Raw genomic sequence first — 14227 nt, 5'->3', positions numbered from 1 at the left:
ACCCCGGCAAAGGAGGCTGTGTAAAAACACAGTTCCCTCAGGCCCGGGTAAAGAACCCTGTCATTTGGCAGGGTTCTTCGTTTCTGAGCGCGACTAATTCACAACCCATCTATCAGATCAGTTGCAGCATTCTCTGGACCCCAAGAGCATTGATCATGCGATTTAAGTTGTAAGCCATAACCGCCAACCCCATTTCTGATTCTGCACCGGATTTCCCCCAACATCCGAAACGCCGCATACCCATATTGTGCTTAAGTTGAGCAAACGGACGCTCGACAACGGCACTTCGTAACCGCATTAAACCTGGATTTTCATCAACTCTTTGCTGGGAACGATCCAGTGCGTCTTCATTGAAGTGTCGGGTGACCCAGCGTTTATCAGCGCTTGTGCACCGGCCCTGCAAGGGGCAGGCGTTACAACCAGTCCGGGCATATAGGCGGTGCTTTTTCTTGCGATTGTAGGTCTGGTAGGTCAACAACTGACCGGCTGGGCAAGTAAACTGATCTTGCTCACTGTCGTAGGTGAACTCACTTTTCTGGAAGTAGTTCCCCTTATTGTTAACAGCGCGATTGACCGGAACTGCGGGTTCGATGCCTTGCTCCTCACATCGCTCCAACTGCTCCCCATTGGAGTAGCCTGCATCGGCGAGAACTTGAAGTGTATCTGCACCAAGCTCCGACTTTGCAGCCGTTGCTATCGGCTCCAATTGACGGTTGTCGCTACCTTCGGTCGTGACATCATGATGGACGATCAGGCCAGTCTCTACGTCAACGGCACTTTGTACGTTATATCCAACCACAATGCCTTCCCGGCCGGAGCGCATACGCTTGGCCTCAGGCTCGGTTTCACAGCACTGTGATGCCCCTTTATCTAGAGAGCCTGAGAGCCCGTCGAGCCTTACTTTGCGCTTCTGGAGCTGACTCAATGCCTCGTGGATGGAGCCTTTGTCGTTCGTACCCGATTGCTCGGATTTAGCCATCAGGTGCAGGTAATCATCAATCTTGCGGTTTAAGCGTTTCTGGAGAGCGTCGAGCTGCTTACGGTTATACGTTTTACTCATGCTGGCGGCAGCTCGGAACTTGCTGCCATCAATCGCTATCATCCGACTATCAAGTAGGCTCGCTTCACGGCAAAACTGAATGAAGCCGCGGCAGGCCTCGCGTATGGCTTTGCTGTTTTGTTGACGGAAGTTAGCCAGTGTCTTGAAGTCGGGCGCCAATCGCTTCATCAGCCACAGTACTTCGACGTTGCGGTGGCACTCTTTCTCTAGTCTGCGGGTACTGCGCACTTGGTTGAGGTACCCGTAGGTATAGAGTTTAAGGAGATCGGCCGGGTCATAGGGTTTGCGACCGGTGTGTTTGGTAGCGGCCTGAGTAAAGCCCAGAGCTAGCATATCCAATGAATCCATGTAGGCATCGATAACCCTGACAGGATTATCTGCCGAGACATAATCATCTAAGCTTTCTGGAAACAGAGTGCTCTGCTGCCGGGGTTCCCCTTTGAGATGACGCATAAAAAAATACCCGCACTTATTGGTGCGGGTATTTTGTCGGTATAGAGAGTGTTTTTACACACCCTCAAAGGCCGGGGTTTGTCATGAAGCGGAGAGTATTTATCAGGCGCTGTGCGCGATGATGTCCTTCCACTTGGCCGGGCCAGTGGTGTGCACAGACTCGCCAGAGGTGTCTACCGCGACGGTAACCGGCATATCCTTCACTTCAAACTCGTAGATCGCCTCCATTCCCATTTCAGGGAAGGCCAGCACCTTGGAGTCGGTGATCGCCTTGGATACCAGGTAGGCGGCGCCGCCCACAGCCATCAGATAAACCGCCTGGCTGTCCTTGATCGCTTCGATGGCCACGGGGCCACGCTCGGATTTACCGATCATGCCCAGCAGGCCCGTGCTTTCAAGGATCTGACGGGTGAACTTGTCCATGCGGGTAGAGGTCGTCGGGCCTGCGGGGCCAACTACTTCGTCACGCACCGGGTCAACCGGGCCCACGTAGTAGATGAAGCGGCCTTTCAGATCCACCGGCAGCTCTTCGCCGTTGTTGAGCATCTCGACCATGCGCTTGTGCGCCGCGTCGCGGCCAGTCAGCATCTTGCCGTTCAGCAGGATGGTTTCACCGACCTTCCACTCTTTCACCACTTCCGGGGTGATTTCGTCCAGGTTGACGCGACGGGTGTTGGCGCCGACCTCGAAGGTCACTTCCGGCCACTCATCCAGGCTCGGCGGCGTCAGTACGGCCGGGCCGTTACCGTTGAGCTTGAAGTGGGTGTGGCGGGTCGCGGCACAGTTCGGGATCATGCAGATCGGCAGAGACGCCGCGTGGGTCGGGTAATCCTTGATCTTAACGTCGAGGATAGTGGTCAGACCGCCCAGACCCTGAGCGCCGATGCCCAGGGCGTTAACCGCGTCCATGATCTCCAGACGCAGCTCTTCGACACGGTTCTGAGGACCGCGCTCGCGCAGTTCGTGGATGTCGATCGGGTCCATCAGGGATTCTTTCGCCAGTACCGCGGCTTTCTCGGCGGTACCGCCGATACCTATGCCGAGCATACCCGGCGGACACCAGCCAGCGCCCATGGTCGGTACGGTTTTGACGATCCAGTCGACGATGCTGTCAGACGGGTTCAGCATTACCATCTTGGACTTGTTCTCGGAGCCGCCGCCTTTGGCTGCCACGTGAACCTCGACCTCGTCACCTTCGACGATCTCGTAGTGGATAACCGCCGGGGTGTTGTCCTTGGTGTTCTGACGCTTGCCGGCCGGATCGGCCAGGATGGAGGCGCGCAGAACGTTGTCCGGGTTCAGGTAAGCCTGACGCACACCTTCGTTGACCATATCGGTCACGGACATCTTCGCGTCCCACTGCACGTTCATACCCACTTTCAGGAACACGGTGACGATACCGGTATCCTGGCAGATCGGGCGGTGGCCTTCGGCACACATGCGGGAGTTGATCAGGATCTGCGCCATGGCGTCCTTGGCCGCCGGGTTCTCCTCCTTCAGGTAGGCTTCATGCACACCCTGGATAAAATCGATCGGGTGGTAGTAGGAGATGAACTGCAACGCATCGGCAACGCTGCTGATGAAATCATCCTGGCGAATAACGCTCATTCGTGACTCTCCATTCAGGCTAGGGCCATTGCTACTAGATAGTGGCCCTGGTTTGGATCAGGGCGCTATTCAAGCTTTGACAGACTCGCGGGCACCCCTCGGATGGCGCAGGATTATACACCAGATGTCGCAATGATGGTGCGGGTTGTACGACTAACGGTGTATGCCCAGGTAGCGATTTAGCCGATCGTTACGCAAAACAGTAAACCGAAAATCATCACCAGGCGCCCGGTGGCCGGCGGCAGAGGCCGCCGCTCTTCGGCCGGGCGGTTGAGATAGCGCAGCGGCATCAGCATGAACGGCAACGCCGCCAGCAACGGCCAGGGAGCCGGGATCATCTTCAGCCCCCAGAGCAGCAGCGTGCTCAGTGGTGTCAGCAACAGCAGGCTCAGGTAGAGCCGGCGTGAGCGCTCGTAGCCGCCACGCACCGTCAGTGTCTTCAACCCCTGCTCCCTGTCACTCTCGTAATCGCGCAGCTCATTGCTTAGCAACAGCAGCGACACCAGCAGACTGATCGGTACCGACTGCGCCAGGATCTGTGTATTCAGCGTGCCGCCCACCGCCACATAGCTGCCTGCGACCATAAACACGCCCATCAGCCAGAACACCAGCAAAACCGCCAGGCCCCGGTCCTTGTAATTCAGCGGTCGCAGGGTATAACCCAACGCCCCGACCAGGCCAACCAGGAAAAGCCCCAACAACGCGATGGAGCGATCAAACACCAGGTAAAGTCCCAGCGGTGTGGCGAGCAGAAAGCAGAGCATGCCGATACGGAAGTTACGCCGGATGGCGATAACGCTGGCTTTCACCTGCGCCGAATCGCCCAGCTCGGCGATATCCGAATAGTCGTTGATGAGATTGACGCCCGCCTGCAGCAGCAGTCCACCGACCAATACCAATACCGCATTGAGCGGAATGAGCAGGCCCTGCTGCCAGGCGGCAGTGATGCCGATCAGACAGGTGGTTAGCGCCACGCCAAAGGAAAAAGGACGCAGTGCACGTTTAAACTGGTACTTTGTTAATGAGTGCGCGGAGAGAGTGGTCAAGTCGGTAACTGCCTGTCGCCAGAAAACAAAACGGGAGCCTGAAGAGGCTCCCGTGATGATGCCATTATCCGGCGGGCCGGACTAGCGCGCAGCGGTTACTGCGAGATTAACGCTGCGGCGCGTTGGGCAGATCCCGCATCAGCAGCGCGTGGCGCATATCGGTATCGAAATCCAGCGGGATGGTCACGCGGTGACCGGAACCCGGTGCCGCATCTACCGCCTCACCCTTCTTGTTGTAGAGTTCGGACAGCTTGAAGCGGCGGTTACCGGCCGGCGTCATCAGCTCCAGCGTATCGCCCATCTCGAAGCGGTTTTTCACATCGATCTCCAGCGTACCGCGCTGGGAGTCGTGATCCAGTACTTCACCGACGAACTGCTGGTGCACGCCGATAGAGCTGCCGTTTTCGTAGTTCTGGTACTCGTCATGCACGTGGCGACGGTAGAAACCTTCGGTGTAACCGCGGTTCGCCATGTTCTCCAGTACATCCATCAGGCCCATATCGAAAGGCTTGCCGGCAACGGCATCGTCGATCGCCTGGCGGTATGCCTGGGCGGTACGCGCTACATAATAGTGTGACTTGGTACGGCCTTCGATCTTCAGGGAGTCCACGCCCATCTCCGCCAGCTTGTGTACGTGCTGGATGGCGCGCAGGTCCTTGGAGTTCATGATGTAGGTACCGTGCTCGTCCTCGAACGCAGGCATGTACTCGCCAGGACGGTTCTCCTCCTGCAGCAGGAAGATCTGGTCGGACGGTTTGCCTTCACCCAGGGCCGGCTCGTGGGTCGCAGCGCCCTGCTCGGCCGGGTCGAACGACTGTACCGGCACCACATCGCCAGACTCGTCTTCCTTCGCCTCGTGAGCGTCGTACTTCCAGCGGCAGGCGTTGGTGCAGGTGCCCTGGTTCGGGTCGCGGTGGTTCATATAGCCGGACAGCAGGCAACGGCCGGAGTAGGCGATACAGAGCGAGCCGTGCACGAACACTTCCAGCTCCATCTCCGGGCAGCAGTCACGGATCTCGGCCACCTCTTCAAGCGACAGCTCGCGGGACAGTATGACGCGCTCGATACCGTTACGGTGCCAGAATTTCACCGACGCCCAGTTCATGGTGTTGGACTGCACCGACAGGTGGATCGGCAGATCCGGGTACTTGTCCTTGACCATCATGATCAGGCCCGGGTCGGACATGATCAGCGCATCCGGCCCCATCTCGATGACGGGCTCGATATCACGCATGTAGGTGGTCAGCTTGGAGTTGTGCGGCAGGATGTTACTGGCCACAAAGAACTTTTTGCCCAGGTCATGGGCAATACGAATCCCTTCGGCCAGGTTGTCGTGCGTAAAGTCGTTATTACGCACACGCAGGCTGTAGCGCGGCTGACCGGCATAAACCGCATCCGCGCCATAGGCGAATGCGTATTGCATATTTTTAAGCGTCCCCGCCGGGGACAGGAGTTCAGGCGTTCGCATGTTCAACAACGTATTTGGGTTAGAGGCTGCCCGCACCGGCGGACAGGGGAATATCGAAAAGAGGTGTATAGATCGACCCGCGCTCGCCCGGGCGACTCTGGAACAGCACTACCGTATCAGCAGGTGCAACCTCAGCGAGCAGCGGCCACTGCGGCGGCGGCTCGAAGCGATTGTCCGCCGGTAGCCGGCCCAGCGTCACATGCGGCCGGAAGCCTCTCTCGTGATAGCGCACACCGGCAGACCGGGCCACCTCGGCCAGCTTCATCTGCAGGGCAGCCAGCGGAGCCGGCTTGCTGGTCAATGCTGCCACCAAGGACAGTTCCGGGTTGACCGGATAATAATCCAGCGTATCCAGCGGCACTCTGAACGGCGCCACATCAGCCAGGACCTTGCGCGCTTCGCGTTCAAGCTGCTGTACCTGATCCAGCGTAATCTCGCTCAGAAAACAGAGTGTCAGATGATAACCGGAGGAGTCGACCCAGGTCGCATCAAGCCCCCGATCATACTCACACAAGGTATCCGAATAATCGGCCAGTGCGCGGGCAACGCGCTCCGGGATCGGCAGGGCAAAAAAGGCGCGTATGTCCATGCGCGGTGTGCTGAACCTCTTTCAGAAACCGGCTATTGTGCCGCCGAAACTGGCGCGACGCAAACCTGAGTGAAAAGCTCAGTTAAATCAACCGCCTTCCACCCGGAGCTGCAGCTGGTTAAGTTGATCGCGCAGGCGCAGCAGGCTCTGGTTGAACTGACGGCGGGAGCCATCGATCGCCTGAATCGACTGCTCAATGCTTGCGATCCGTCCACTCAGATCGCCCTGACTCCGGGCACTCTGACCAATCTGATCGATCCGCTGCCCAAGCGCTTGCTGGGCTGCAACACGCTCATCCTTTTCCAGTGACAGCGCAAAACTGGTGTCGCTGCTGACCGATTCGATACGGGACTTCTGCTCGTTAAGCGCACTATCGAGGCTGGACAGCGATTTTTTCACCGATGCGAGCTCATCCTGCGTACCCGCAAACGAGGATAGCTGCTTTTCGGCCGCGGCCAACCCGGCCTTTAACGACTCCAGGGTTTCGCGCTGGGCATCCAGTGCTTTCTGCTGCTCCTCGAGCTGCGGCTTGTTGCGTTGGTAGGCCACGGTCCAGAGCTTGGCAATCTCGGAATCGAAATGCGCATATTTGTCGGTGGCAGTCTCTTCAAGCGTACCGATGCGTCCCATCAGCGTCTGCCCGGCCTGGCTCGCGGTATCACTGGTCAACGCCAGCGCCTCCGACATCTCGGCCAGCCGCTCGCGCATGACCGTCAATTCCGCCTGCTGCGAGTCGACGGTTTTTTTCAGCTCCAGTGACCAGTACCCCACTGCAGCGGTACCACCCGCCATAATCAACAGGATCAACGTTAACAGGATACCGCCGCCGCGGCCTGTATCGGATCTGGCGACTTCAGACTTCTGCCTGGGAGGCTGCGGGGCGCCACGCTTCTCTACCTCATCGGCTTCCAGGCCCGACAGGTTCAGTCCTGGTTCTTTACGTTCACTCATCTTTTGAAATCAATCCGTTACCACTGAAAAGTCACACTATCAGCTTTGCCATAAACGAAAAAGCCCCGCAATTGAGGATGTGTAAAAACACTCTCTATACCGACAAAATACCCGCACCAATAAGTGCGGGTATTTTTTTATGCGTCATCTCAAAGGGGAACCCCGGCAGCAGAGCACTCTGTTTCCAGAGAGCTTAGATGATTATGTCTCGGCAGATAATCCTGTCAGGGTTATCGATGCCTACATGGATTCATTGGATATGCTAGCTCTGGGCTTTACTCAGGCCGCTACCAAACACACCGGTCGCAAACCCTATGACCCGGCCGATCTCCTTAAACTCTATACCTACGGGTACCTCAATCAAGTGCGTAGTACCCGTAGGCTAGAGAAAGAGTGCCACCGCAACGTCGAAGTACTGTGGCTGATGAAGCGATTGGCGCCCGACTTCAAGACACTGGCTAACTTCCGTCAACAAAACAGCAAAGCCATACGCGAGGCCTGCCGCGGCTTCATTCAGTTTTGCCGTGAAGCGAGCCTACTTGATAGTCGGATGATAGCGATTGATGGCAGCAAGTTCCGAGCTGCCGCCAGCATGAGTAAAACTTATAACCGTAAGCAGCTCGACGCTCTCCAGAAACGCTTAAACCGCAAGATTGATGATTACCTGCACCTGATGGCTAAATCCGAGCAATCGGGTACGAACGACAAAGGCTCCATCCACGAGGCATTGAGTCAGCTCCAGAAGCGCAAAGTAAGGCTCGACGGGCTCTCAGGCTCTCTAGATAAAGGGGCATCACAGTGCTGTGAAACCGAGCCTGAGGCCAAGCGTATGCGCTCCGGCCGGGAAGGCATTGTGGTTGGATATAACGTACAAAGTGCCGTTGACGTAGAGACTGGTCTGATCGTCCATCATGAGGTCACGACCGAAGGTAGCGACAACCGTCAATTGGAGCCGATAGCAACGACTGCAAAGTCGGAGCTTGGTGCAGATACACTTCAAGTTCTCGCCGATGCAGGCTACTCCAATGGGGAGCAGTTGGAGCGATGTGAGGAGCAAGGCATCGAACCCGCAGTTCCGGTCAATCGCGCTGTTAACAATAAGGGGAACTACTTCCAGAAAAGTGAGTTTACCTACGACAGTGAGCAAGATCAGTTTACTTGCCCAGCCGGTCAGTTGTTGACCTACCAGACCTACAATCGCAAGAAAAAGCACCGCCTATATGCCCGGACTGGTTGTAACGCCTGTCCCTTGCAGGGCCGGTGCACAAGCGCTGATAAACGCTGGGTCACCCGACACTTCAATGAAGACGCACTGGATCGTTCCCAGCAAAGAGTTGATGAAAACCCAGGTTTAATGCGGTTACGAAGTGCCGTTGTCGAGCGTCCGTTTGCTCAACTTAAGCACAATATGGGTATGCGGCGTTTCAGATGTTGGGGGCAATCCGGTGCAGAATCAGAAATGGGGTTGGCGGTTATGGCTTACAACTTAAATCGCATGATCAATGCTCTTGGGGTCCAGAGAATGCTGCAACTGATCTGATAGATAGATGGGTTGTGAATTAGTCGCGCTCAGAAACGAAGAACCCTGCCAAATGACAGGGTTCTTTACCCGGGCCTGAGGAAACTGTGTTTTTACACACTCTCAATTGCGGGGCTTCTCAGGTCTGGAGCGCCTAGGCTGGCATTACATCATGCCGCCCATGCCGCCCATTCCACCCATGCCGCCCATGTCAGGCATAGCCGGCTTCTCTTCCGGGTGTTCAGCAACCATTGCTTCGGTGGTGATCATCAGACCAGCGATAGAAGCAGCCGCCTGCAGCGCAGAACGGGTTACTTTTGCCGGGTCGAGGATACCCATTTCCAGCATATCGCCGTACTCTTCGGTAGATGCGTTGAAGCCGAATGCGCCTTCACCGGCACGTACCTTGTCGACAACGACGGAGCCTTCGCCGCCAGCGTTGCTGACGATCTGGCGCAGCGGAGCTTCCATGGCGCGCAGCGCCAGCTGGATGCCGATGGTCTGGTCGTGGTTGTCACCTTCCAGGCCAGCGATCTTGCTCAGCGCGCGGATCAGTGCAACACCACCGCCAGGTACCACGCCTTCTTCGACAGCCGCACGGGTCGCGTGCAGAGCGTCGTCAACGCGGGCCTTCTTCTCTTTCATTTCAACTTCGGTAGCCGCACCAACCTTGATGACAGCAACGCCGCCAGCCAGCTTGGCAACACGCTCCTGCAGTTTTTCGCGGTCGTAATCAGAAGAGGTCTCTTCGATCTGAACGCGGATCTGCTGAACGCGGCTTTCGATATCAGCCTTGGAACCGGCACCGCCAACAACGGTGGTGTTTTCCTTGGTGATGTTGACGCGTTTGGCGGTACCCAGGTGCTCCAGGGTAACGGTTTCCAGGCTCAGACCGACTTCTTCGGAGATAACCTGACCACCGGTCATGATAGCGATATCCTGCAGCATCGCCTTACGACGGTCGCCGAAGCCCGGAGCCTTAACGGCGCAGACTTTAACGATACCGCGCATGGTGTTGACGACCAGAGTCGCCAGCGCTTCGCCTTCAACGTCTTCAGCGATGATCAGCAGCGGACGGGAAGACTTGGCAACCTGTTCCAGAGCCGGCAGCAGTTCGCGGATGTTGGAGATCTTCTTGTCGACCAGCAGGACGAACGGATCTTCCAGTTCGCAAGCCTGGGTTTCCTGCTCGTTGATGAAGTACGGAGACAGGTAACCGCGGTCGAACTGCATACCTTCGACAACGTCCAGCTCGTTTTCGAAGCCGGAGCCTTCTTCAACGGTGATAACGCCGTCTTTGCCGACTTTTTCCATCGCGTCAGCGATGATCTTGCCGACTTCAGCGTCAGAGTTGGCGGAGATGGTGCCGACCTGAGCGATCGCCTTGTAGTCTTCACACGGAGAAGACATTTCAGCCAGCTGCTCAACAACAGCGGCAGCCGCCTTGTCGATGCCGCGCTTCAGGTCCATCGGGTTCATGCCCGCAGCAACGGACTTCAGACCTTCGTTGACGATCGCCTGAGCCAGAACAGTTGCAGTGGTAGTACCGTCACCGGCCACGTCGTTGGCCTTGGAAGCAACTTCCTTGACCATCTGTGCGCCCATGTTTTCGAACTTGTCCTGCAGCTCGATCTCTTTGGCAACGGAAACACCGTCTTTGGTTACGGTCGGCGCGCCGAAAGCTTTGTCCAGTACAACGTTACGGCCTTTCGGGCCCAGGGTTGTCTTAACCGCATCCGCCAGAATGTTTACGCCGGCCAGCATGCGCTGACGGGCATCATCACCGAAACGTACGTCTTTAGCAGCCATTATCTGTATATCCTGTAATTCAGTCTGTTGTTAACGTTATGAGCGATTAACGCGACGATCAGTCTTCCAGTACGCCGTAGATTTCGCTTTCCTGCATGATCAGCAGCTCGTCATCACCGATTTTGACGGTGTTGGAGCCAGCGTACTGACCGAACAGGACCTTATCCCCCACTTTGACAGACGGCGCCTGAACGTCGCCGTTGTTCAGCACTCGACCGGGGCCGACTGCGACTACTTCACCGCGATTCGGTTTTTCGGCAGCAGAACCCGGCAGCACGATGCCGCTCGCCGTGGTGGTCTCTTCCTCACTGCGACGAACTACTACACGGTCGTGAAGTGGACGAATATTCATCTGGTTGTTCTCCTGGTATCTAGGATCCAATGCGATGTTGATTTTTATAACCGGGCCCGAGAGGGTGCCCGGTTCTGTTCAAAATATCTGTGGCTTTGTTTGTGGGGCCGGCACTGCCGATTTCAACAGTGCGAAGAAATTTTTTTTGCATTTCCAGTCGTCGGGGAAGCCGTGACTCAATCCTTTGCATCCCCAAACGAAAATCGGCCCGATGCCCCTTATGTGGGGTGGGCCGAAAATGGATTCAAGGGGTTGGAAGTAAAGATTTTGAGCGCTTACGGCTTGTCCCGGTCGTCGCGATCGATGACCTCGCCTTCAATGACATCACCATTGCGGCGTGGCTGCGCTGCATCGCCCGGCCCAGGGCGCTGAAACCCGCCCTCGCGGTGCGTGGCTTGGGAAGCGACGATCAGGGTGAAGCGACTCATCAGCAGTTTCACGAACGCCTTGCGCGATGCGGGTATCAGACAGCTGAAGCCGATGACATCGGTAACGAACCCCGGAGTGATAAGCAGCGCACCACCCACGGCCAGCACGATCCCTTCTACCATCTCCTGCCCCGGCATCTCCTGGCGGTTAAGCCGCTCCTGAGCGCGTCCCAGGGTTGCAAGGCTTTGATAACGCAGCATGTTGACGCCAATAAAAGCAGAAAGAAGCACCAGGCCAACCGTATACCAGGCACCAATCGCCTGACCAACCTGGATAAGAATAGTGATTTCGATGATCGGAATGACCACGAAGAGGATAAACAGAAAGCGCATCGCTCACCTCAATAGTTACTTACAGCCGAAAGACTAACAGACGGCGGTTCGGAACGGTATTAAAGTGGCTATCAACGCGGGCCCCAACCCAAAAGTACAGCTGCAACATGAATTTTGCTGCACTGGCGGCAAACCGTGTTGCAGCGCAACATATCGCAGCGCACAATATAGATTGCTACAGCCATCAAAATGTATTACCCACTACATACTGAGGAATAGCGTTATGGATCTGAAAGACAAGGTTATTGCTATAACCGGCGGTGGTCGTGGCCTCGGTCGCGCCATGGCTCTGGAACTGGCCGAAAAGGGTGCCAAGCTGGCACTGGTCGACCTGAACGAGGCCGATCTCGACGAGACTATCAATCTTTGCGTTGCAAAAGGCGTCGAAGCGCGAGGCTATGTTGCAGATATCAGTGAAGAGGCTGACGTAGAAAAGCTGTTTGGCGATATTGTCACTGACCTGGGTTCACTGCACGGTCTGGTCAATAACGCTGGTATTACCCGCGACGGTCTGTTCGTCAAGGCAAAGGAAGGTCAGGTTGTCTCCAAGATGTCCAAGGAGAACTGGGACCTGGTGCTCAAGGTCAACCTGACCGGCACCTTCCTGTGTGGCCGCGAAGCCGCCGCCAAGATGATCGAACTTGGCACTGAAGGCTGCATCATTAATATCTCCTCCATCTCCCGCTCCGGCAACATGGGCCAGACCAACTACACCGCGACCAAGGCGGCGGTTGAGGCGATGGCCGTGACCTGGGCAAAAGAGCTGGCACGCTACGGTATCCGTGCGGCCTCCATCGCGCCGGGTTATATCGGTACCGAGATGGTCATGGCGATGAAGCCGGAAGCACGCGAAAAGATCGAGGCGATGATTCCGACCAAGAAACTGGGCAAACCGGAGCAGATCGCAAAAACCGTCTCGTTCATCTTCGAAAACGATTACGTCGACGGCCGCTGCCTGGAGATCGATGGCGCCCTGCGTATCTGATCAACGTCAGTCATGTCCGGGCTCAGGTGCAGCCCGGACACCCTCCCATTACGCCCCTTGCCTGATCGACTTCTTGATTTCCTGTGCACCTGACGCACAATGATGGGCCGCCAGACTGTACCGGTCAGCCAGAGCACAGGACCCTTATGGATAACCGCAGCACGCAATGGATAAGCGCCCTGGGCGTCTATCTTCACCCCCGCCCGCTGATTCTTCTGTTTCTAGGCTTCTCCTCCGGGCTGCCCCTGCTGCTGGTGTTCTCGTCGCTTTCATTCTGGCTGCGTGAAGCCGGTATAGAGCGCAGCAGTATCGGGTTTATCTCCTGGGTGGCGCTCGCCTATGCGTTCAAGTGGGCCTGGGCGCCGCTGGTGGACCGTATCCGGCTGCCGCTGCTGGGCCGCCTGCTGGGCCGCCGCCGCAGCTGGATGCTGCTGGCACAACTGGGCGTGGCCGCCGGACTGCTGGGGATGGCATTTAACGACCCGGCACAGAACCTGGAGTTCAGTGTCTGGATGGCACTGGTGGTGGCCTTCTGCTCGGCCACCCAGGACATCACCGTGGATGCCTACCGCATCGAGTCCGGTGACGAGCGGCTCCAGGCGGCGATGGCCGCGACCTACATGGTCGGCTACCGCCTGGCGATGATCACCTCCACCGCCGGCGTGCTGGCCATAGCCGCGCTGGTCGATCCAAGCGAATCGACCTATGAACACGCGCCCTGGCAGCTCGCCTATTCGGTCATGGCGGCGCTGATGCTGCCGGGCATTCTGACAACGCTGTTTTCTCCCGAGCCCAAAGCACCCGCCAACCAGGAACTCGAGGCCCAGATCGAGCAGGTGGAAAAGTGGGTCTCTCACAGCCAGAGGGATGGCCGCTTGGCTCGCGCAGCCGGATGGGTGTATGTCACGCTGGTTTCACCCTTCGCCGACTTTATCAAACGCTATCGCTGGCAGGCGCTGCTGATCCTGGCGCTGATCGGTAGCTACCGCATTGCCGATATCGTGATGGGTGTAATCGCCAACGTATTTTACGTCGATATCGGCTTCACCAAGGCGGAAATTGCCGCCGTTACCAAGGTGTTCGGTGTCATCATGACCCTGATCGGCGCCCTGGCCGGCGGTGTGCTGGTCAACCGTTTTGGCGTCATGAAGATTCTCTTCATTGGCGCTTTGCTAGCCGCCACCACCAATCTGCTGTTCGCCTTGATGGCCCTAAACGGCCCGATTGTGGAACTGCTGGTCGTGGTCGTATCCCTGGATAACTTCAGTGCCGGCATCGCCACCGCGGCTTTTGTCGCCTACCTGTCGGCGTTGACCAATATCCAGTACTCCGCCACCCAGTACGCCCTGTTCAGCTCGATCATGCTGCTGCTGCCGAAATTTCTCGGCGGTTTTTCCGGCGTTGCGGTTGATCAGATCGGTTACCCGCTGTTTTTCACCGGCACCGCCATTCTCGGTATCCCGGTGCTGATTCTGATCGTTCTGGCGGCACGTCATACCCAGATCAGGCACTCAGCCCCACCGGACAGGGACAGCTAACCCTCTGCTCACTTTCCAGGCTTACCTTATTGCAAATGATATTGATTATCATTACATTCAATAAAAGAGCCTATTAAATGAGCAAGGA

Annotated in this window: 12 protein-coding genes; 3 read left to right on the top strand and 9 right to left on the bottom strand. The window is 56.8% G+C overall.

Annotated elements, in window-relative coordinates:
• Positions 1-112 precede the first annotated feature (112 nt).
• The 6 genes from ACQUQP_RS06515 to ACQUQP_RS06490 all read right to left on the bottom strand — a co-directional run bounded on the left by ACQUQP_RS06515 (position 113) and on the right by ACQUQP_RS06490 (position 7175).
• Positions 113-1513, bottom strand: a complete 1401-nt coding sequence (locus tag ACQUQP_RS06515; protein ID WP_432697992.1) for an IS1182 family transposase — start codon at positions 1511-1513, stop codon at positions 113-115.
• 102 nt (positions 1514-1615) lie between these two features.
• Positions 1616-3121, bottom strand: a complete 1506-nt coding sequence (locus ACQUQP_RS06510; RefSeq protein ID WP_432697991.1) for a fumarate hydratase — start codon at positions 3119-3121, stop codon at positions 1616-1618.
• A 179-nt stretch (positions 3122-3300) separates the two neighbouring features.
• Positions 3301-4167, bottom strand: a complete 867-nt coding sequence (locus ACQUQP_RS06505) for a prenyltransferase (RefSeq protein WP_432697990.1) — start codon at positions 4165-4167, stop codon at positions 3301-3303.
• A 106-nt stretch (positions 4168-4273) separates the two neighbouring features.
• Entirely contained in the window at positions 4274-5635 is a 1362-nt protein-coding gene (yegQ, locus tag ACQUQP_RS06500; RefSeq protein WP_432697989.1) for a tRNA 5-hydroxyuridine modification protein YegQ, read from the bottom strand.
• A 19-nt stretch (positions 5636-5654) separates the two neighbouring features.
• The gene (thpR, locus tag ACQUQP_RS06495; RefSeq protein ID WP_432697988.1) at positions 5655-6224 is read right to left on the bottom strand and encodes an RNA 2',3'-cyclic phosphodiesterase; all 570 of its coding nucleotides are present in this window, start codon (positions 6222-6224) and stop codon (positions 5655-5657) included.
• An 87-nt stretch (positions 6225-6311) separates the two neighbouring features.
• Entirely contained in the window at positions 6312-7175 is an 864-nt protein-coding gene (locus ACQUQP_RS06490; RefSeq protein WP_432697987.1) for a hypothetical protein, read from the bottom strand.
• 139 nt (positions 7176-7314) lie between these two features.
• Between ACQUQP_RS06490 and ACQUQP_RS06485 the strand changes: the two genes are divergently transcribed.
• Positions 7315-8715, top strand: a complete 1401-nt coding sequence (locus ACQUQP_RS06485) for an IS1182 family transposase (protein ID WP_432696783.1) — start codon at positions 7315-7317, stop codon at positions 8713-8715.
• A gap of 144 nt (positions 8716-8859) precedes the next feature.
• Here ACQUQP_RS06485 and groL read toward each other — a convergent pair whose 3' ends face one another.
• The 3 genes from groL to ACQUQP_RS06470 all read right to left on the bottom strand — a co-directional run bounded on the left by groL (position 8860) and on the right by ACQUQP_RS06470 (position 11616).
• Positions 8860-10503: a chaperonin GroEL gene (gene groL / locus ACQUQP_RS06480; protein ID WP_432697986.1), complete on the bottom strand. Its 1644-nt coding sequence runs from the start codon at positions 10501-10503 to the stop codon at positions 8860-8862.
• A gap of 58 nt (positions 10504-10561) precedes the next feature.
• Positions 10562-10855 carry a co-chaperone GroES gene (locus ACQUQP_RS06475; RefSeq protein ID WP_432697985.1) on the bottom strand — a complete coding sequence of 98 codons (294 nt, stop codon included), beginning with the start codon at positions 10853-10855 and terminating at the stop codon, positions 10562-10564.
• A 275-nt stretch (positions 10856-11130) separates the two neighbouring features.
• On the bottom strand, positions 11131-11616 hold the full coding sequence (locus ACQUQP_RS06470) for an FxsA family protein (protein WP_432697984.1): 486 nt from the start codon (positions 11614-11616) through the stop codon (positions 11131-11133).
• Positions 11617-11839: 223 nt separating this feature from the next.
• Here ACQUQP_RS06470 and ACQUQP_RS06465 point away from each other — a divergent pair, with 223 nt between their 5' ends.
• Both ACQUQP_RS06465 and ACQUQP_RS06460 read left to right on the top strand, forming a co-directional pair.
• Positions 11840-12601, top strand: a complete 762-nt coding sequence (locus ACQUQP_RS06465) for an SDR family oxidoreductase (RefSeq protein WP_432697983.1) — start codon at positions 11840-11842, stop codon at positions 12599-12601.
• Positions 12602-12747: 146 nt separating this feature from the next.
• Positions 12748-14139 carry an AmpG family muropeptide MFS transporter gene (locus ACQUQP_RS06460; RefSeq protein WP_432697982.1) on the top strand — a complete coding sequence of 464 codons (1392 nt, stop codon included), beginning with the start codon at positions 12748-12750 and terminating at the stop codon, positions 14137-14139.
• Positions 14140-14227: the final 88 nt, after the last annotated feature.

It is taken from the genome of Marinobacterium sp. YM272 (assembly GCF_050908845.1).
Taxonomy (GTDB): Bacteria; Pseudomonadota; Gammaproteobacteria; order Pseudomonadales; family Balneatricaceae; genus Marinobacterium_D.
Note: the sequence above shows the minus strand (reverse complement) of the source record. Positions and strands in the feature narration are given on the sequence as shown.